Source organism: Dongia sp. agr-C8, assembly GCF_054658695.1.
On the sequence record NZ_BAAGHZ010000002.1, the window covers coordinates 561,057 to 580,999 of the forward strand.

16 protein-coding genes are annotated in these 19,943 nt (G+C 66.8%); 8 read left to right on the top strand and 8 right to left on the bottom strand.

Features of this window, described 5'->3' with window-relative positions; genetic code table 11:
• Window positions 1-102 precede the first annotated feature (102 nt).
• Window positions 103-1,347, bottom strand: coding sequence for a type III PLP-dependent enzyme (locus tag ACYQ4T_RS10180; RefSeq protein WP_459853330.1), 1,245 nt, complete (start codon window positions 1,345-1,347; stop codon window positions 103-105).
• A 363-nt stretch (window positions 1,348-1,710) separates the two neighbouring features.
• A complete protein-coding gene (locus tag ACYQ4T_RS10185) occupies window positions 1,711-2,214 on the bottom strand; it encodes an Lrp/AsnC family transcriptional regulator (protein WP_459853333.1) in 504 nt (167 codons plus the stop codon).
• 107 nt (window positions 2,215-2,321) lie between these two features.
• On the opposite strand from ACYQ4T_RS10185, the gene ACYQ4T_RS10190 reads away from it, so the two are divergent.
• The gene (locus ACYQ4T_RS10190; protein WP_459853336.1) at window positions 2,322-2,849 is read left to right on the top strand and encodes an adenine phosphoribosyltransferase; all 528 of its coding nucleotides are present in this window, start codon (window positions 2,322-2,324) and stop codon (window positions 2,847-2,849) included.
• Here the strand turns inward: ACYQ4T_RS10190 and ACYQ4T_RS10195 are convergent.
• On the bottom strand, window positions 2,835-4,022 hold the full coding sequence (locus tag ACYQ4T_RS10195) for an amidase (RefSeq protein WP_459853339.1): 1,188 nt from the start codon (window positions 4,020-4,022) through the stop codon (window positions 2,835-2,837). The two genes, ACYQ4T_RS10190 and ACYQ4T_RS10195, sit on opposite strands and share 15 nt — an antisense overlap.
• 6 nt (window positions 4,023-4,028) lie before the next feature.
• Entirely contained in the window at window positions 4,029-4,679 is a 651-nt protein-coding gene (locus tag ACYQ4T_RS10200; RefSeq protein WP_459853341.1) for a TetR/AcrR family transcriptional regulator, read from the bottom strand.
• 52 nt (window positions 4,680-4,731) lie between these two features.
• Here ACYQ4T_RS10200 and ACYQ4T_RS10205 point away from each other — a divergent pair, with 52 nt between their 5' ends.
• Window positions 4,732-5,370, top strand: coding sequence for a DUF2306 domain-containing protein (locus ACYQ4T_RS10205; RefSeq protein WP_459853343.1), 639 nt, complete (start codon window positions 4,732-4,734; stop codon window positions 5,368-5,370).
• Here ACYQ4T_RS10205 and ACYQ4T_RS10210 read toward each other — a convergent pair whose 3' ends face one another.
• On the bottom strand, window positions 5,371-5,664 hold the full coding sequence (locus ACYQ4T_RS10210) for a hypothetical protein (protein WP_459853346.1): 294 nt from the start codon (window positions 5,662-5,664) through the stop codon (window positions 5,371-5,373).
• Between the two features lie 132 nt (window positions 5,665-5,796).
• Between ACYQ4T_RS10210 and ACYQ4T_RS10215 the strand changes: the two genes are divergently transcribed.
• The 6 genes from ACYQ4T_RS10215 to ACYQ4T_RS10240 all read left to right on the top strand — a co-directional run bounded on the left by ACYQ4T_RS10215 (window position 5,797) and on the right by ACYQ4T_RS10240 (window position 10,678).
• Complete coding sequence (locus ACYQ4T_RS10215) at window positions 5,797-6,261, top strand: NUDIX domain-containing protein (RefSeq protein ID WP_459853348.1); 465 nt, start codon at window positions 5,797-5,799, stop codon at window positions 6,259-6,261.
• 297 nt (window positions 6,262-6,558) lie between these two features.
• Window positions 6,559-7,881: an ABC transporter substrate-binding protein gene (locus ACYQ4T_RS10220; RefSeq protein WP_459853351.1), complete on the top strand. Its 1,323-nt coding sequence runs from the start codon at window positions 6,559-6,561 to the stop codon at window positions 7,879-7,881.
• Window position 7,882: 1 nt separating this feature from the next.
• A complete protein-coding gene (locus ACYQ4T_RS10225; protein WP_459853353.1) occupies window positions 7,883-8,830 on the top strand; it encodes a carbohydrate ABC transporter permease in 948 nt (315 codons plus the stop codon).
• On the top strand, window positions 8,830-9,726 hold the full coding sequence (locus ACYQ4T_RS10230; RefSeq protein ID WP_459853356.1) for a carbohydrate ABC transporter permease: 897 nt from the start codon (window positions 8,830-8,832) through the stop codon (window positions 9,724-9,726). The genes ACYQ4T_RS10225 and ACYQ4T_RS10230 overlap by 1 nt, the downstream gene beginning before the upstream one ends.
• A gap of 6 nt (window positions 9,727-9,732) precedes the next feature.
• On the top strand, window positions 9,733-10,158 hold the full coding sequence (locus ACYQ4T_RS10235) for a GNAT family N-acetyltransferase (RefSeq protein ID WP_459853358.1): 426 nt from the start codon (window positions 9,733-9,735) through the stop codon (window positions 10,156-10,158).
• A complete protein-coding gene (locus ACYQ4T_RS10240; RefSeq protein WP_459853360.1) occupies window positions 10,151-10,678 on the top strand; it encodes a GrpB family protein in 528 nt (175 codons plus the stop codon). The genes ACYQ4T_RS10235 and ACYQ4T_RS10240 overlap by 8 nt, the downstream gene beginning before the upstream one ends.
• Here ACYQ4T_RS10240 and ACYQ4T_RS10245 read toward each other — a convergent pair whose 3' ends face one another.
• The 3 genes from ACYQ4T_RS10245 to ACYQ4T_RS10255 are packed head-to-tail and all read right to left on the bottom strand — an operon-like array spanning window position 10,679 to window position 19,906.
• The gene (locus ACYQ4T_RS10245; RefSeq protein ID WP_459853363.1) at window positions 10,679-11,923 is read right to left on the bottom strand and encodes a M48 family metallopeptidase; all 1,245 of its coding nucleotides are present in this window, start codon (window positions 11,921-11,923) and stop codon (window positions 10,679-10,681) included.
• A gap of 56 nt (window positions 11,924-11,979) precedes the next feature.
• Entirely contained in the window at window positions 11,980-14,124 is a 2,145-nt protein-coding gene (locus ACYQ4T_RS10250; protein ID WP_459853365.1) for a transglycosylase domain-containing protein, read from the bottom strand.
• A 4-nt stretch (window positions 14,125-14,128) separates the two neighbouring features.
• Window positions 14,129-19,906 (bottom strand): alpha-2-macroglobulin, encoded by a 5,778-nt coding sequence (locus ACYQ4T_RS10255; protein WP_459853367.1) that lies wholly within the window; start codon window positions 19,904-19,906, stop codon window positions 14,129-14,131.
• Between the last annotated feature and the right edge of the window lie 37 nt (window positions 19,907-19,943).

Consider the following 19,943-nt stretch of genomic DNA (forward strand, 5'->3'; position numbering starts at 1 on the left):
GCCCGTACTGTCGCAAATCAGGGCCAAGACTATGGCACGGCGAAGACGGCCGCGACCAGCCCCAGGTCTAAACCTGGAGCCGGCGCGGCCGTTCCGAAAACCTTAGATGTAAATCGCCCGGAGCGGGTCGAAGCCGTTGAAATTGACCGCGGAATAGGTGGTCGTGTAGGCGCCGGTCGAATAGAGCCGGAGCCGGGCGCCGCTCGCAAGATCGGACGGCAGGGTGTAGCCGGCCTTGTCGTAGAGGATGTCCGCGGAATCGCAGGTCGGGCCGGCCAGCACGACCGGGGCTTCCGGGGCGTTGCTCTCGGCGACCGGACGGATGCGATAGCGGATCGCCTCGCCCTCCACTTCCGCCAGACCGCCGAAGCGGCCGACGTCGAGATAGACCCAGCGGCGGTCATCTTCATAGGACTTCTGCGAGACGAGAACGACTTCGGTCTCGAGCACGCCGGCATCGCCGACCATGTAGCGACCGGGCTCGATGATGATCTCCGGCTGCTTCGCGCCGAAGCTCGCCTTGAGCGCGCGCCGGATCGCGGCGCCATAGGCGGCGACGGTCGGCACGCCCGGACCGTAGGTCGCCGGGAAGCCGCCGCCGAGATCGATCAGGCTCAAGGTGACGCCCTGCGCGGCGGCACGGTCGAACACCCACTTCGCGTTCGCGATCGCCGCGCCCCATTGCGTCGGGTCGAGCTGCTGCGAGCCGACATGGAAGGAGACGCCGACCGGCTCCAGCCCCTGCGCCGCCGCCGAGACCAGCAGGTCGGCGGCCATTTCCGGGGCGCAGCCGAACTTCCGGTTCAAGGGCCAGAGCGCGCCCTCGCCTTCCACCAGGATGCGGCAGAAGACGCGGGCGCCCGGCGCGTGCTGGGCGATCTTGACGAGCTCGGCCGCGGAATCGAAGGCGAAGAGATCGACGCCCGCGGCATGCGCGAAGGCGATGTCGGCCGGCTTCTTGATGGTGTTGCCGAAGCTGATCTGCGCCGGCTTGGCGCCGGCGGCCAGCACCTGGCGGATCTCGCCGGCGGACGCGGTGTCGAAGGAAGAGCCGAGCGCGACCAGGCGGCCGAGGATCTCCGGCGCCGGGTTCGCCTTCACGGCGTAGAAGATTTCCGCGGCCGGGAGCGCCGCGCGCAGATCACCGTACTTGCCGGCGACGATCGAGAGATCGACCACCAGGCAGGGCGTCGCGGGCTTGTTGGCCTCGAGATAAGAGATGATCCGGGAATGATCCGGCGCCAGGGCTTCTGCAGCGGCGGCGACCGCCAGCTTCAGGTTCGAATTGGCCACCGCCGGGGCGTTGGTGGTCCGGCTGCGGGCGACCTTGGCGAGGTTGTTCTTCATCTCTCGTTATTTTTCCACTTCGTGACGTTGGAGGTTCGGTTTCGGGCTCTAAAAGAGAAACGCCGCCCGGGAGCGGTGTTTCCACCGTCCGAAGCGGCGATCATCATCTGATCTGGGGGTTAAAATAGTGTGGAAGGCCAAAGAGTTGCTGCCGATTTTGCCGCCCCGGCCAGGAGATTTACCAAGGTTAAGGGCGGAAACCGGAAGATTCTTCTGGTGGGGGTTTTTGGGGCGCTCCAGCTTTTCGGTGATTCTTACCCCCGCCCTGGCCCGCCCCGCTTCGGGGGCGGGGACTCTTCTCCCTCCCCGATTCGGGGGAGGGTCGGGGTGGGGGTGCGAGTCACGGCGGCGCGTGGCGTGCGCTCACTCCTTCGGCGGCGCCGGCTCCACCAGTTCCTTCACCGGGTAGCCGGCGAACTTCTTGGTCTCGGCCATGATGACGTTGGTGGTGACCGAGGCGATGTTCGGCTCCTGCTCGATCAGGTCGTGGTGCAGCGAGACATAGTCGCCCACCGAGCGGCAGATGAAGTGGACGATGTAGTCGAAATTGCCGGAGATCTGGTAGCAGGCGATCGCTTGCGGGGTTTCCTGGATCAGGGTCTCGAAGGCGCCCTGCTGCGCGCGGCCATGCTTGTGCAGGGTGACGAAGCTCAGGATCTCGACATAGTCGGTGAGCCGGGCCATGTCGATGTCGGCGCGGTAGCCGCGGATCACCTTCTGCTTCTCGAGATCGCGCTGCCGGGCATGGCAGGGGCTGGCCGAGAGCCCGACCTTGGCCGCGAGCTCGGTGTTGCTCATCCGCCCATCGGTCTGCAGCACAGACAGGATCTTGAGGTCCATCTTGTCGATCTTCTGGGCCTTCGCCATGCCGTTCCCGTACCCTCCCGCGAGCTTTGACAACACCGACAAATGGCTTATACAGCCTGCGCCCGGCGCATTTCCACCGGGCCTATTCTCCTGACCGGGATTTCGCGATGAAGCCAGAATTCGACCTGAAGGCGCATGTCCGGCACGTCCCGGATTTCCCGAAACCGGGCATCCTGTTCTACGACATCTCCACGCTGCTGATTAATCCCGAGGCCTGGCGCGAGACGGTGGATCGCCTGAAGACCGCGATCGAGCCCCTGAAGCCGCATAAGCTGGTCGGGATCGAGAGCCGCGGCTTCCTGGTTGCAGCCCCCCTCTCCTATCTGCTCGGCATCGGCTTCGTGATGGTGCGGAAGCGCGGCAAGCTGCCGGGCGAGGTCATCCGCCACCACTACGACCTCGAATACGGCCAGGACGTGGTCGAGGTGCAGGCCGACGCGATCGAGCCGGGCGAGCGCGTCGTGGTGCTGGACGACCTGCTGGCGACCGGCGGCACCATGGCGGCGGCGATCCAGCTGCTGCGCCAGGTCGGCGGCGATGTCGTCGGTGCCGCGTCGATCATCGAGCTCACCTTCCTCGCGGGAAGGGCGCGGCTCGACATCCCGTTCAGCACGATCTTGTCATACGACAGCTAGAGCCGCGAATTTCAGCAGCGCGCGGTCACTGCCGCGCGCGGCGATGAAGGAGAGCCCGACCGGCGCGCCGTGCACACGGCCAGCGGGAACCTGCACCTGCGGGACGCCGGTCAGGTTCGAGAGCGCGGTCAAGCTCAGGGTACGGTCGCGGAAGCGGAGTGATTCCGCGGCGGATTGGGTCTTCAGGGGCGCGATGTCGGCGGCGGTCGGGATCACCATCACCGCGCCGTCGGCCAGGTATTCATCCAGCAGCGAACGGATCTCCTCGCGCAGCTTCACCTCGCCCTGATCGGGCTTGGCGGCGGTTTCCTTGGCGAGGGCGAAGCGTTCGGCGATCTCCGGGCCGAAGACGGGTTTGCGGCTTTCGATCCAGGCGCCGTGCTGTCCCCAGATCTCGCGCATCTGAATGGTGCGGAAGGTAGTCCGCCAGACGTCGAGCCCGCCGGTCGGCCCGGCCAGGTCGATCTCCTGCCGCGGCGGCAAGACCAGGCGGTCGAGCGCCGCCCACAGGACCGCGCGCACCTCCGGATCCGCGAGCGCCCAGGCATCGGTCGGGATGAGGACGGCGCGGCCGAGCTGATCCTGGACACGGTCTTCGGGCAGCAGCACGTCGCCGACCTTGGCCAGCAGCGCCGCGTCGCGGGCGAACCAGCCGACGGTGTCGAAGCTCGGCGCCAGCGGCATCACCCCGCTGAGATCGGTGGCGCCATGAGTCGGGCGGATGCCGCAGATGCCGTTGAGACAGGCCGGTATGCGCACCGAGCCGCCGGTATCGCTGCCCAGCGCGAAATCCGCCGCGCCGTTCGCCACCGCCGAGACCGAGCCCGAGGAGGAGCCGCCGGGAATGCGATCCGGCGCGCCGCCGTTGCGCGGCGTGCCGTAATGGAAGTTCTGGCCGTTCAGGCTGTAGGCGAGCTCGTCGGTGATGGTCTTGCCGACCATGGTGGCGCCCGCCTCGACCAGGCGCGTGATGACCGGCGCGGTACGGGTCGCGGGCGCGTGACTGCTGAGCCAGTCCGGATTGCCGCAGCAACATGTGTGGCCCGCGACGTCGAAGATATCCTTGGCCGCGAAACCGAGACCGGCAAGCGGCCCGCCGGGTTTGCCCGGGATCCGGATGTCGACATGTTCGCAGAAGGCGTTGAGGGATTTACGGTCGGGTGCTGACGTCATTTCTTCTTATGGCAATCGCGGCAGATGCTGCAGCATAGCAGGCAAAAGCGTTTCGAGTATCGCGCTTCTGCCCTTTTTCGTCTCCGGCGCCGGCCCGAGCTCGCCGCCGAGTGCGAGATGGGCGAAGCCATGCACGATCGACCAGGTGGCCAGCAGAAAGCCCTGTCCCTCCGCGCTCAGCGGAGCATGGGACGCCGTGCCGGTGGCGGCCCGCACCGCGTCTTCCAAGACCCGGTAAGCGCGCCGCGCCTCGGCGACGAATTCCGCGTTGTCCTTGTCGTGCTTGTCGTGCCGGAACATGAGCAGGAACCGCCCCGGGAAATGCAGAGCGAAGGCGACATAGGCGGCGCCCTGCTCGCGCAGGCGAAGCAGCGGATCCGCGCCGCCGCGCCGATCCGCTGCCTCCAATGCATCGGCGAAATCGCGAAAGCCGAGCTGCGCCACCGCCGTCAGCAGGCCGCGCATGTCGTTGAAATGATGCGCCGGCGCCGCCGGGGAGACGCCGGCGCGCCGCGCCGCCTCGCGCAAGGTGAAGCCGTCCACCCCGCGCTCGACCACCAGCTGCTCCGCGGCGGCAATGAGCGCCGCCCGCAGATCGCCGTGATGGTAGCCGCGCCGCGCCGGCCGCTTGCCGCGCGCAATCTTGACAGTGTTCAAATCAACCCCTATCCTGCTTGACAGTGTTCAGATCGTAGCCCGGAGGATGGCCATGGGCCAGCACGTTTCCCGCATCGGCATGGCCGCGATGGCACTGCTTGCCGCCGGCGTCGCGCTGTTCTCGTTGCGCTTCGCCGCCGCGCCGTTCGGCGGCTGGCCCGGAATCGATCCCGACATCCGGGGCTTGATCGAGCAGTTCCCGCTGCGGACGCTGATCCACATGCTGGTGGCGCCGGTGGCGCTGCTGCTCGGCCCGTTCCAGTTCATGCCGCGCCTCCGCAGCCGATATCCGCAGCTGCATCGCGGGTCGGGCCGGGTCTACGTCGCCGCCTGCGTCATCGCCGGGGCGGGCGGGCTCGCGACCGCGTTCGAGGCGACCGGCGGCCCGGTCGCCGGCTTCGGCTTCGGGCTGCTCGCGGTGCTGTGGATCGGCGTGACGCTCGCGGCGTGGCGCGCGGCCGTCCAGCGGCGCTTTCCACTGCATCGCCTGCTGATGCGGTTCAGCTATGCGATGACTTTCGCCGCCGTGACCCTGCGCCTGCAAATCCCGATCGGCTTTGCGCTCGGCTATGAGAGCTATGCGGCGATGTCGCCCTGGCTCGCCTACACCGCCTGGCTACCGAACGTGATTGCGGTCGCGATCTACGCGGCGGCGACCCAACAGCGCCGGACGGCGACTGCGCCGGCCTGATCAGGTGCTGCTGGTGCCGTCGTCGTCGGTCTTCGGCTTTTCCGGCGCCGGCTCCTGCTTCTGAGGAATGCGGCGGATGATGATGTCGCCGTTCGGCAGCACTTCGGGCGCCGCGTATTGCGGCACCGACTTCACGAACATCTGCAACGCCTCGAGCAGCTTGCCGATGCCCTCGACGGCCTGTTTCTGTGCATCCTGCAAAGTGGAATCCTGCGCCTGGGCGGCGGAATGGGAGCCTGACAAGGCGAAGGCGGCGGCAACCGCAGCCGCGCGGACAGAGGAGACCCGGAACATGCGCTTCACTCCTGAGGAACGCCGAGATCGCGGCGGACTTGGCCGTTATTATGGCGCAAATTTCCCCCGCGGGCGGTGACGAAACGGTGAGTCCGGTCTTGCCCGGCTGCCTTAATCCTTAATGGCAAGTCCATGCCGAAGCAAAGCGCCGGATTGCTGCTCTATCGCCGGGGAGACCAGGGGCTGGAGGTTCTGCTCGCCCATCCCGGCGGGCCGTTCTGGGCCAAGAAGGATCTGGGCGCCTGGTCGATCCCCAAGGGCGAGTTCGCGGAGGACGAGGCGCCGCTCGCCGCCGCGCGCCGCGAGTTCGCCGAAGAGATCGGCGCCCGCGTCGAAGCCGAAGCGCTCGCGCTCACCCCGTTGAAGCAGCCGAGCCGCAAGGTGATCCACGCCTTCGCCGTCGAGCAGGACCTCGACGTCGAGCGGGTCACCAGCAACCTGTTTGAGATGGAATGGCCGCCCAAATCGGGGAAAAAGCAGGCCTTTCCGGAGGTCGATCGGGCCGCCTGGTTTCCCCTGGCGCTGGCGCGGAAGCAGATCCAGCCGGGCCAGGTGCCGATCCTCGACGAACTCGCCCGCCGACTCGATCGCGGATAACCCTTTGATCCGACATTTCAAGTTCGACCAAAGTCGGAATTGGTTTCGGCGTAGCGCAGCTTTTAGGACTTGATCCCAGTCAACGGATACCGGTTAGAATGACAGCGCTTTCAGCAAGGTGCCGGGGCAAGCGGAACAGAAGCCGGCCCAACTGATTGCTTGCTCGAAGGTCCGTCGAAGAGACCGCCAGCCAGGATTACGAATTTCGGGAGGAGCTTCGTCGGCCATCCGCTTGCGCGCGGGAACGCGTGCTCCCTCTCGAGCCGTCCCAAGAACAAACCACACGGAGGAAACGTCATGACGAAGTTCAGACTCACGCGGCGGCAGCTGATGCACGGCACGGCGGGCCTTGCCGCCGGCGCAGTCGGTGCCAGGCTGCTCGGCGGAAACCCGGCCTCGGCGCAGGACATGAAGATCACGCCGGAAGAAGGCGCCACGCTTCGCGTGACGCGCTGGTCGCCCTTCGTCGAGGGCGACGAGAAGCAGTGGCTGGCCAACACCGAAAAATTCTCCAAGGAAACCGGCATCCAGGTCCGCATCGACAAGGAGAGCTGGGAGGACATCCGCCCGAAGGCCGCGGTCGCCGCCAATGTCGGCTCCGGCCCGGACATCATGTGGGTCTGGTTCGACGACCCGCACCAGTATCCCGACAAGCTGCTGGACGTGACCGAACTCGCCGACTATCTCGGCGGCAAATACGGCGGCTGGTATGACGGGCCGAAGTCCTATGCGACCCGCGACGGCAAGTTCGTCGGCCTGCCGCTGGCCACCATCGGCAACGCGGTCGTGTATCGCAAGAGCATGATGAAGGCTGCCGGCTTCGACGAATTCCCGAAGGACACCGCCGGCTTCCTGAAACTGGTGCAGGGCTTGAAGAAAAACGGGCTCGGCGCAGGCTTCACCCACGGCCATGGCGTCGGAGACGGCAACAACTACGCCCATTGGCTGCTGTGGAGCCATGGCGGCAAGATGGTCGACGAGCAGGGCAACGTCACGATCAACAGCCCGGAGACGCTGGAAGCCGTCAAGTACGCGAGCGAGCTCTACAAGAACTTCGTGCCGGGCACGGAAAGCTGGCTCGACGTCAACAACAACCGCGCCTTCCTGGCGAACCAGGTCTCGCTGATCGCCAACGGCGTCTCGGTCTACTACGCGGCGAAGAAGGACCCGGCCCTGGCCGAGATCGCGGCCGACATCGGTTCGACCAATTTCCCGATCGGCCCGAGCGGCCAGGCCGCCGAGCTCTACCAGGTCACCTCGGCGGTCATCTTCAAGTATACGAAGTATCCGAAGGCGGCGATGCGCTATCTGCAATACATGTTCGAGCAGCCGCAGATGGATCCCTGGATCGAGGCCTCCAGCGCCTATTGCTGCCAGACCCTGAAGGCCTATGCGGCCAACAAGATCTGGACCGCCGATCCGGTCTTCGCGCCCTATGCCAAGGCATCGGAGACGCTGCGCACCAATGGCTATGCCGGTCCGCTCGGGCCAGCCTCGGCCGGTGTGATGGCGGATTACGTGCTGGTCGACATGTTCGCAGAAGCGGTCACCGGCCAGCGTTCGCCGGAAGACGCCATCGCCCGCGCCGAGCAGCGCGCGAAGCGGTATTACAAGAGCTGATATGGCTTCGACCTTGACCACAAATTCCGCCGGCCCCGCAAGGGCCGGCGGCTTCTCCCGTCTGCTGGAGAACCGCAACGTCCTCGGCGGCATCTTCCTGCTGCCGGCGGCGGCGATCCTGCTGCTGTTCCTCACCTATCCGCTGGGGCTCGGCGTCTGGCTCGGCTTCACCGACACCCAGATCGGCCGTGAAGGCATCTTCATCGGGCTGGAGAATTATGAATATCTCTGGTCGGATTCCGTCTTCTGGCTCTCGGTCTTCAACACGGTGCTCTACACCGTGGCCGCCTCGATCCTGAAATTCGCGCTCGGCCTCTGGCTGGCGCTGATCCTGAACGAGCGGCTGCCGTTCAAGGCCTTCTTCCGCGCGATCGTGCTGCTGCCCTGGGTGGTCCCGACCGTGCTCTCCGCGATCGCCTTCTGGTGGATCTACGACGCGCAGTTTTCGATCCTCTCCTGGTCGCTGATGAAGCTCGGGATCATCCAGACGCCGATCAACTTCCTCGGCGATCCCACCTTGGCGCGCGCGTCGGTGATCGCCGCCAATGTCTGGCGCGGCATTCCCTTCGTCGCGATCACGCTGCTCGCCGGGCTGCAGACCATCCCGCCCTCGCTCTACGAGGCGGCGATGCTGGACGGCGCCAACTCCTGGCAGCGGCTGCGCCATGTCACCCTGCCGATGCTCACCCCGATCATCGCGGTGGTGATGACCTTCTCGGTGCTGTTCACCTTCACCGACTTCCAGCTGATCTACGTGCTGACCCGCGGCGGGCCGGTCAACGCCACGCATCTGATGGCGACGCTCTCCTTCCAGCGCGCGATTCCGGGCGGGCATCTCGGCGAGGGCGCGGCGATCGCGATCGCCATGGTGCCGTTCCTGCTCTCGGCGATCCTGTTCAGCTATTTCGGCCTGCAGCGGCGCAAATGGCAGCAGGGAGGGCGCGACTGATGGCCGTGACCGAGACCACGGGCAAGAAGAAGCGTGCCGACGAGGGCGGCGCCACCTATCTTGAAAAGACGCCGCGGCGTCTGGTGACGATCTACCTGCCGCTGGCGATCTTCATCTTCGTGCTGCTGTTTCCGTTCTACTGGATGACCATCACGGCGCTGAAGCCGAACGAACAGCTCACCGACTACGAGAATTACAGCCCGTTCTGGGTGGTGAAGCCGACGCTGGAGCATATCCGCTACCTGCTGTTCGAGACCTCCTACCTCCCCTGGCTCTGGAACACGATCGTCATCTCGGCGGCGGCGACCTTCCTCTCGATCTTCGCCGCGGTGTTCGGCGCCTATGCGATCGAGCGGCTGCGCTTCAAGGGCTCGCGGCAGGTTGGCCTGGGGATCTTCCTGGCCTATCTGGTGCCGCCCTCGATCCTGTTCATCCCGCTCGCCTTCATGGTGTTCAAGCTCGGGCTCTATGACAGCAAATGGGCGCTGATCCTCACCTACCCGACCTTCCTCATTCCCTTCTGCACCTGGCTGCTGATGGGCTATTTCCGCTCGATCCCCTACGAACTCGAGGAATGCGCGCTGATCGACGGCGCGACCCGGCTGCAGATCCTGTGGAAGATCATCCTGCCGCTCTCGGTCCCGGGGCTGATCTCCGCCGGCATCTTCGCCTTCACCCTGTCCTGGAACGAGTTCATCTACGCGCTCACCTTCATCCAGTCGTCGGAGAACAAGACCGTGCCGGTCGGCGTGCTGACCGAGCTGGTGCGGAGCGACGTCTATGAATGGGGCGCGCTGATGGCGGGCGCGCTGTTCGGCTCCCTGCCGGTGGTCATTCTCTATTCCTTCTTCGTCGATTACTATGTCTCTTCGATGACGGGGGCGGTGAAGGAATAAGCGGCCATGCAGTGGCTGTTTGAGGATGGTGGCATCGACTGGGCCGAGCTGTCGGAACTCTATCGGATCGCGCCGCTCGGCAACAAATCCTCCGATCGACTCAAACAGACCTACGCCAACAGCCTGCGTAAATGCTTCGTTCTGGACGATGGGCGGATCATCGGTGCCGGCCGGGTCGTCGGCGATGGGCTCGACACGGCCTATCTCTGCGACGTCGTGGTACATCCCGAACGCCAGGGCGAGGGCCTCGGCAAGGCGCTGGTGCTGAAGCTCACGGAACTCTCCGCCGGGCATCGCAAGATCATCCTCTATGCCAATCCCGGCAAGGAGGATTTCTATCGCAAGCTCGGCTTCCGGCGGATGCTGACGGCGATGGCGATCTTCGAGGACCAGGAGGGAGCGATCCAGCGCGGGCTGCTGGAAGATGTCTGAGGCGCCCGTGAAGGGACGCGCCATCGTCGTCCTCGACTACGATCCGGCCTGGCCGACGACTTTCGAATCGATCCGCAGCCGGCTCGAGGCCTTGCTCGGCGACCTCGTGCTGGAAATCTGCCACGTCGGCAGCACCGCAGTGCCCGGTCTTTGCGCCAAACCGAAGATCGATGTCGATGTCGTGCTCAGGGAGAGTGCGGCGATTGCGATTGGCGCCGGCCGTCTGCTGTCGGCCGGCTACGCCGGCCACGGCGACAAGCACAAGGATGGCATGTGGGTGTTCACCACCGGCCGCGGATCGTATGGCGAACGGGTCTATCTCTGCGCGCCCGGCACGGCGACGCATGAAAACCGGCTGCTGTTCCGCGACTATCTGCGAGCGCGTCCCGAAGCCGCGGAGGAGTATGGCCGGCTGAAACGTCGGCTGGCCTCGGAAACGGTCCGCGACTGGGACCACTACACCGGCGGCAAGAGCGGCTTTGTCGCCGACATCGTCGCGCGCGCCAAGGCGGCCGGCTAGCTAGGCGGTCTGCAGCCGGGCGATCCGCTCGGCGGTCGGCGGGTGCGAGTGCTTGAAGGTCGAGTAGACCGGGTCGGTGGTGCTCGGCGCCGCATTGTCCTTGTGCAGCTTGAGCAGCGCCGAGGCGAGATCGGCGCCGTTGGTCTGGCCGGCGGCATAGGCATCGGCCTCGAACTCGTGCACCCGCGAGCGCCAGTTGGAGAAGCCGCGCAGCCAGCCGGTGAAGGCCGGCAGCACCAGCATGGCGAGGATCAGGCCGCTGAGCGGCATCGCCGCCGAGGCGCCGAAGGCCGAAGTGAACCAGGGCTGGGCGATCAGCCAGCCGATCACCGCGAAGCCGACCAGGCTGGTCAACAGCATGGTCAGCATGCGCTTGGCGATATGCTTCAGCTTGAAATGGCCGAGCTCATGCGCGAGCACGGCTTCGAGCTCAGCCGCCGAGAGGCTGGCGATGATGGTATCGAACAGCACGATCCGCTTGGAGGGGCCGAAGCCGGTGAAGAAGGCGTTGCCGTGGCCGGAACGCTTGCTGGCGTCCATCTTGAACAGGCCCTTGGAGCGGAAGCCGCAGCGGGCGAGCAAGGTCTCGATCTTGCCGCGCAGCGAGGCATCGTCGATCGGCTCCAGCTTGTTGAACAGCGGCATGACGAAGGTCGGGATGATCAGCAGCATGACGAGGTTGAAGCCGATATAGAGCCCCCAGCCCGCCAGCCACCAATATGCGCCGACATGGCGCAAAATGAAGTCGATCGCCAGGATGAAAGGCGCGCCGAGCACGACGCCGACCGCGGCACCCTTCACCAAGTCGGCGATGAAGAGACCCGGCGTGGTGCGGTTGAAGCCGAATTTCTGCTCGATCCTGAAGGTGCGCCAGATCGAGAACGGCAGCTCCACCACCGCATAGGTCAGCAGCAGTATCCCCGCCAGCAGCAGGCCGGCGAGGTAGCCGGTGCCGGCCAGGCCGGTGACCGTGCGCTCGAAAAAGGCGAACAACCCGCCGATCAGCAGCAGGGCGGTGAGCGCCGAGCCCGCGACGGAATCGATCCGCGCCAGCTGCAGCTTTTCGACCGCGTAATCGACCGCCTTCTGGTGCTCGTCCAGCGTGATCCGCCCGGCGAAGGCTGCCGGCACGCCCGCCCGATGGCCGCGGATCCAGCGGATCTGCCGGCTGTCCAGCCAGAGGTCGAAGACGAGCGCCGCCAGGATGGCGAGGCCGACGATCAGGATCACGAGAGAAGTCTGCAAGTTGGGTCCTCCGCTGCTCCCCCTTATTTAGGGCGAAGCGGGACCGAAGTGTAGGCCTACTCGACCTTGATGGTGACGGGGTTTGAGCTCAGGCCGCGATACGGGACCTTGGCTTCGAAGGTGTGGATCCCGGGCTGGAGCGGCCAGCGGGCGGCGGTCTCGCCCCGCGCCACCAGGAAGGGCTTGCCGTCCACATACCAGACGACCTCGGAGACGCCGGCGGGAAAAGCCGCCTTCAAGGGCAGGCTGGCGAGGTCCGCCGGCAGTTCCGGGTTGCGGATCACCCGCATGTTGTTGCGCGGGCTAACCACGCTCACCACCTCGGCGGCCCGGTCCGGCGGCGTCAGCTCCGCGAGGGCTTGGGGATCGACCACAGCGACGGGTTGCGCCGCCGTCCCGGTCCATTCCGGAATCTTCTCGCGATCCAGCCGATAGCCCGGTGGCGTCGGAAAAGCCAAGGCCGCGGCATCGGGCACGTCGCCGTGGAGCTTCAGCAGGATGGCGCGCGCCACCTCGGCCGCACTCCCCGCCCCGGTCACGTCGCGCATCGGGCCGGCATCGGAACGCCCGATCCAGACGCCGACCAGGTATTTGCGCGAATAGGCCATGGTCCAGGCGTCGCGATAGCCCTGCGAGGTGCCGGTCTTGACCGCCACCGGGAAGGGATACTCGGTCGAGCCCATGCGCGGGAAGCTCGGCAGCCGCGCCGAGGGATCGGCCAGGAACTGCGTCACCAGCCGCGCGGCATCGACCGACATCACGCGGGTGCCGGCGTCGCGCCTGGTGCCGCGCAGCCAGATGAGGTCGCGCATCACGCCGTCATCGGCCAGCGCGAGATAGGCGCGGGTCAGCTTGTCGAGCGTCGTCGGCAAGGCCCCGACCGAGAGCGAGAGACCGTAATAGGCCGCCGGCCGCTCCGCCTGGTTGACGCCGAGCAGGCGGAGATAGAGGAAGGTCTCGTCGAGGCCGATCGCCTTGGTGAGATTGGCGGCCGGCACGTTGCGCGAATTGGCCAGCGCGCGGCGCGGCGTCATCACGCCGAGAAAGGCGCGGTCGGCATTGGCGATGATGCCGGCGCTGAAAGCGGTGTCGAGCAGCTTGGTCTCGGGCGCTATGGCCCCGCGATCCAGTGCCAGCGCATAGATGAAGGGCTTCAGCGCGCTGCCCGGCGAGCGCTGGGTCTGCACGAAATCGATCGCGCCGGTGCCGTTGCGGAAATAGCCGGCGGAACCGACCCAGGACAGCACCTCGCCGGTCTCGACCTTGACCACGACCGCGGCGATCTGCTCGGCTCCGGACGGCTTCCAGCGCTCGAGATACTGCCGGGTGGTCGCCTCCACGTCGCGCTGGATGTCGCGGGCGATGGTGGTGGTGAGACGCGGGTCGGTCGGCTTCACATCCGCGGGCGCGATCATGCGCTGCAGGTTCAGGATGGCGTGCAGCGCATTCTCCGGCCGGGTATGGCGGTCGAGCAGCGGCAGGTCGTCGAGCTGCGCGGTGGCCAAGGCATGCTCGGTCTCGGTGATCACCCGGTTGGCGGCGAGCGCGTCGAGGATGCGATGGCCGCGGGCGATCGCGTCGGCCCGGCCGTCCAGCAGCAGTGGATTCATCCGGCTCGGCGCCTGCGGAATCGCGGCGAGGAAAGCGATCTCGGCCCAGGAAAGATCGGCGACCGGCTTGTCGAAATAGAAGCGCGCGGCATGGGCGATGCCGTGGCTGCCGTTGCCATAGGGCGCCAGCTTCAAATACTGCCGCAGCACCGCCTCGCGGCCGTAGCGGAGCGTCATGAAGAGAGCCGCCGAGGCTTCGCGCGCCTTGTTGAGATAGTTGCGCGCCGCCGGGTCCTGCATGCGCGCGACCTGCATCGCGAGTGTGGAGGCGCCGGAGACGCGGTCGCCGGTGGTGACGTTCTGCCAGAGGGCACGGGCGACCGCGACCGGATCGACGCCGGGATGCCACCAGAAGCGCCGGTCTTCCAGCGCCACGGACGCAGCGACCACGCGCGGCGGCAGCGCGGCGATCTCCCAATAGCCGTAGCCGGCATCGTTCGGCGCCGCGATCTGCGCCATGAAGCCGCCGTTGCGGTCGAGCAGGATGGGCGTCGGCTTCGGCGCCACCAGCGCGGCGCTGAACCAGCCCCAGGCGAAGAGACCGAGGGTCGCCGCGCCGCCCGCAACAGCGATGCGCCGTTTATTGCGCATCGGCCTATTGGCCATCCGCGGGGACGATCACGATCTTCGCGCCGGCGGAGTTTCCGTTGACGCTGCCGTCATACATCATCTCGGCGGTGGCCGCCGGCTGGATGAAGCTGCCGGGGATCAGCGCCCGGGTGCGGAAGGCGAAGCGATAGGTGCCCTTCGGCAAGGTGTCGTAGAAATAGGCCACGCGGTCGTCGAGGAAGGCGACGTAGGACGGCGCCAGCGTGGTCTCGCCGGTCGGCTTCGCCTCGGGCGGCGCGGTCGCCAGCGCCGGGTTCATCGGCTCCATGCCGGCGGCGAGCGGGATCACGACGGCGACATGGTTGCGGTCCATCGCGTTCACCAGCTCGACGCGGTCCTCGTCGATCTCGCCGACCTTGAAAGTGATGGTCTTGCCGGCGGCGTCGAGCGCGGTCTTGACCGCCGGGACATCGCCGGGCTGAACCTGGTGCACTTCGCGGCTGACCACGAACCCTTCCGCGTGCGGCGCTTGCTGGCTGCCATCGGCCAGCGGCACGTATTTCGCCTCGACCATGACGCCGAGCGGCTGTGGGCCCGGCGCGGTGAAGCTGAGCTTGGCGACGCCCGGATCGGGCAGCCGCAGCATCACGTTCGCGCCGCCGACCTCGACCTTGCTCGCCGCATCGCCGACCGCGACATCGACCGACTGGACCGGCGCCGTGGTGGGCTGGCTGTCGATGAACTTGGCCAGTGCCAGCAGCGCCTCGGCATTGGCGTTGGTGGTGCCCCAGCCATCGCCGCGGCCGAGCGTCACCAGGGCGTTCACCAGCAGCTGCTTCTTCGGCTCGTCGCCGCCGGTCGCCACCGCTTGCAGGACTTGCGCGACCGTGCGGGTCTCCGATGGGATGATCAGGCGATCGCCGGCGACGGCATTGCTCTGCAGCCCGCCATAGATCTCCTTGCCCTGGTAGAGCCGCAGCACGATGCCGGCCCAGGTCTTGGCCGTCAGTTCCGACAGGGTCTTGGGATCGGTCGAGGGCGAACGGCCCAGCGCCTCGGTCACCTGGGCGAGCGCTTCCAGGTTCATCCATTCGGTCTTGCGCGCCAGCTCGGCGGCATAGGCATCGTCCGCCTTGCCGGCCTGCGCCAGCGCGGTCAGCGCCCAGACCCGCTCGGAATATTCCAGGCCTGAGATCAGGTTGCCGTTGTCGGAGCGCAAGGACTGCCGCAGCAAGGTCAGCTGCTTCTCCAGCAGTGCGTCGTTGATGGCGAAACCGGCGTCGCGCGCCTCGACCAGGAACTGCACCGACCAGGCGGTCAGGAAGACATAGGGCTTCGAGCCCGGCCAGAACGAGACCATGCCGGCTTCCGAAGTCGCTTTCTCGACAGAGGCGAGGGTGTCTTTCACATCCTGGTCGAGCCGGTCGAGCTTGCCGCCGAGCATCAGAGTGTCGCGGAACTTGTGCAAGGCGAGCTCGGCGCGGGCGAGGCTGATGCGCTGTTCGGTGCAGCCGTAGGGATACTCCTGCAGATAGTCCAAGCCGGCGGCCATGCGCAGCAGGCCGGGCTGGCTCGAGAGCAGCACGCTGCGACTGAGCGTACCGCTGCGGATCTCCTCCGAAATCGCGGGCACCGTGAAGGGCGTGCCGGCGACGATATCCGCGAGGACGCGCAGATCGACCGGGCGGCGGTCGGGCTGGATCGGCAGGTCGATCGAGACCGCGTCGCGCGACTGGTCGCGGCTGCGCTCGACGCCCATCGTGACATTGACGGAGGTGCGCGCGAGCTGGCCGTCGCTGGTGTAGCCGGGTGTCGGCACGGTGACCGGGAAGTCGAGATGCACCGGCTTCTCGGTCCAGTCGAAGCCGCGCTTGGCCTCGCCTTCGATGTCGAGACCGTCGGCGCGAAGCTCGACCCGGCCAGGACCGCCCTCGCCTTCGATCAGGCGGCCGAGGCCGGCGAGGCTGAACTGGTCGCCGGGCCGGACGAAGCGCGGGAAGTTCGGCTGCACCATGACCGGGAGACGCACGCGGATGCTGCCGGTGGCATAGCCGAAACGGCTGGTGCCGTTCACCGCCTTGGCGCGGACCTTGAAGATGGAAAGCGAGTCCGCGAGCTTGATCTTCACCTCCGCTTTGCCATCGGCGCGGACCATGATCGCCGGATTGAAATACGGCACCGGGGTGAAGTTCTTGCGCACCGTCACGTTGTCGAACAGCGACTTGCGCTGCGCCTCGGCCTCGTCGCCGCCCGGCTCCTCCTCCAGCGGCAGCGAGCCGATGATGAGATTCCGGGTATCGCGCAGCTTCATGTAGCTGCCGCGATCGACGATGAATTCCGGCAGCGGGTCGAGGCGCTGCTCCTCGGCCAGGGCGAGGATCGCCTGGTCCACCAGCCAGAGCGTGACCTCGCCGGCGAGCGGCGCGCCGGTGTCGTCGGAGAGGGAGATCTTCATGGTGATCTCCTGGCCGGGCAAAGCCTTCTCCGGGTATTCGAGCTTCACATTGACGATGTTCTTGACCGGCTTGACCACCACCCAGTTGGTCGCGGCGAGCGTCTGCGGCCGGCCGAGATCGAGCTCATCCGGCTTCGGCAGCTCGCCCGGCAGGCGGCCGCGCATCAGCAGGAAGTGCACCGGCAGCCGCGGCATGTCGGTGGCGTCAATCTTATACTCGTAGCGGCCGACACCGTTGCGCACAGGCACCCATTCGTAGCGCATGCGGGCATCCGGCTGCTCGACGATCGCCAGGGCCTCGGCGTTCTGGAACGGGCTCTCCAGGATGAAGACCGCGGTATCGCCGCCCTTGTATTCCGGCTTCTCGGTCGTGACCTTGAAGACCTGGGCCGGCGGGCGCGACCAGGTGACAGGCTCGCCGCCGTCGGCGAAGAAGTCGACCGCAACGCTCTGCACCCGGCCCAGCGCATCGCGGCCTTCGACCTTGAGGATATAGACTCCCGCGCCGCTGAGCTTCAGGTCGAGCTTGCTGGGCTCGAAGCCGCTGACCAGCGGCTGTTCCGAGACCGTCTCGTCCACGGTCTCGGTCACGTATTTCGCCGCACCTTCGGAGAAGTCGCTGGCCTGGAGCTGTGAGATCCAGCGCCGCTTCATCAGCTTCACGTTGACGGTCTTGCCGGAGACCAGGCGGTCATCCAGCCCCTGCAGCAGCACCTCGATCGGCACCGTGCCGGCCACCTTGAGATAGCGCGGCACCTTCACGCCGATGGCGAAGGGCGGCAGTGCGGCGATCTCCTGGGTGCTGGTGACGGTCTGGTCGTCGTCGCCGGTGACCGTCGCCTCGATCACATAGCTGCGCGGCTGCGCGGTCGGCTCCAGCGCCGGGTTGAGCTCGAGGCTCGCGGCACCCTCGCCGTCGGTGGTGCCGTCCCGCTCCAGCACCGGCGTCGAGGCGAACTCGCCGATGCCGGAGAAGCGGGAATCGGTCGAATAGTAGAAGCCCTCGCGCTTGGCGACGGTCCAGTCATAGGGAAACTGGGTGACGCGCCAATGCACCGGCCGGTCCGCGACCACGCCGCCGGCATAATAGGTCGCCGCGAGCTTCACGGTGAAGGGCGCGTCGGACGGTGTCTTGGTCGCGCCGTTCAAATGCACCTCGAAGGTCGGCAGGCGATAGGCCTCTTTCTTGAAGCCGACCATGCCGAGCAGCTTCGGGCCGTCCTTGGCCTCGATCTCCAGCCGCACGGTGTAGATGCCGGTTGCGACCGTCTTCTCCTGGAAGAAGTCGTAGAAGCTGCCGGAATCGTTGATGGTGACCGGCCGGCGCCATTCGGCGTTGTCCGGCGCGGTGATGACCAGCGTCGCCTTCGGCTTCTCGAAAGCGAGCGCGCCGTCGGCATAATGGCGCAGATAGCCCTTGATATGCACCGGCTCTTCCGGCCGGTAGATCGGCCGCTCGGTGAAGATGTGGACCAGGTCGGCTTCCGGCGTGGAGCGGTTGTCGAGAAAGGTCTGGGTCCATTGCAGCCAGGTGGTGTCGCTGGCCATCCAGTTCTGATCGGCATAGGCGTCCGGCCCGCGGGTCGGGTCGAGCACCAGGGTGTCGCCGTCCTTGGTCACGACGAAGCGGCGGATGTTCACGGAATTGGTGCTCTGGCCCGGCGCCTGCCAGACGAGCTGGCCGAGGCCGTCGGTCTTGCCGCTGAAGGCGGTGACCCAGCTTTCGCCGCGCTGGCCTTCGATCCGGACCTTGGCGCCCTCGACCGGCTTGCCGGTCGCGAGCGAGGTGACGACGAAGCGCACGCGGTCGCGCTCATCGACCGCCGACAGGCTGAGGTCGGTCAGCTGCACCCGGACCCAGGCGCGTTCGCTGGACTGGTCGATGCGCCGGATGCCGACCAGGTAGCTGCCGGGCTGATCGGCGCCGCCGACCCGCGCGAAATAAGGCTTCAAGTCGATGCCGAACTTGGCCGCGGCGCCGCCCTTGCGGAGTGGCAGGTCAATGAGGTCGGAGATGCTCGGCGACCCCAGCGCCTTGATCTGCGCCGAGAGCTCGCTGGCGGAAATGAAGCGCTCGGCTTGGGTGTAGGGCTGCGGCTCCTCACCCGGCGCCGGCGGGATGGCGGATTCATCCACCGTCACCGGCTCGTTCGGGAAGGGCCAGAAGGTGCGGTTCAGGGGATCGATCTTGTGGATGCGGATGTCGACCTGCTCGAAGCCGCGGCCTTTCAGCGGCAGCATCTGCGGGCCGTAGCGCTCGACGATGCCGTTGCTGCTCAGCCAGTCGAGGAAGCTCTTGCGCTCGGCGAAGGAGAGATAGGCTTCGCTCGCCGCCGGCATCTGCAGCGGCCGGCCCTGCTTGTCGCTGAGCGCGGCCGGCTCGAGGCGCAGCTGGTAGAGCGTGCCGGCGGTGAACTTGCCGGAGACCGAAAGCAGGTTGTTGACCACGGCGTAGGAAACGCCCTCGACCTGCGGCGAGATGCGGATAAAGTTGCGCGCGTCGATCGGGCCGACCGGCGCAAGGTCGGCGGAAAAGGCGACGGTGATGCTGCGATCGCCGGCCGGGCATTTGATCGCGTCCTCGCGGTTGTAGCGGGCGCCCGACGGCGGAATCGGGAAGCTCTGCTTGGGGCAGCCGAGCTGGGTCACCCGGAACGGCTCCGCGGTCGAGAAGGCGATATCCTGGAAGCCGCCGTCGAGGCCGCTCTCCAGCGACAGCTTCAGATGCACCAGCGCGCGGGTGCCGCCCGGGATCGGGTCATGCAGGTTGACAATGTATTGCGCCGGCGCGTTGCGGTCGGCGCGCTCGACGGTCTTCACCTCGAAATCGGCATTGGTCAGGGTGCGCGATGCCTCGGCATCGACGCCGGGCAGCGGCCTGAGCTCGATGGTGATCAGCCGGGACAAGGCCTCGACGTCGAGCGGCTCGGGCAAAGTCAGCGCGATCGACTTCACCGGCTCGAGGCCGGTGGCGCCGTCGGAAGGCGTGCTCGCGGTCGGCGCCGACATCAGGGTCGCGAGATCGACGCTGCGCGTGCCGATCTTCAGCGTGAAGCGGGTCAGCGGCGGCCAGGGCTCGGCCGGCTTGAACTGCAAGGTGCGGGCGTTGATCCAGGTCGCGGCACCCGGCTGCAGCGGCGCCAGCGAGAAATACTTCTCCGGATGATCCTCCGGCCCACCGGCGGCCGGACCGGTATCCTGATCGAAGAAGACGGTGACAGGATCCCAGCGCCGCAGGAACTTCTCCGGCACCACGATGGCACCCTCGGGACGCACGACATCCTGCGGACCGGCCGGGATCTTCTCGTCGGCTTGCGCGATCGGGGACAGGAAGGCCGGCAGGGCGGCGAGCAGAACGGCCAGGGCCATTCCTCGCACGGGGTTCAACCACGCACGCGCCACGACG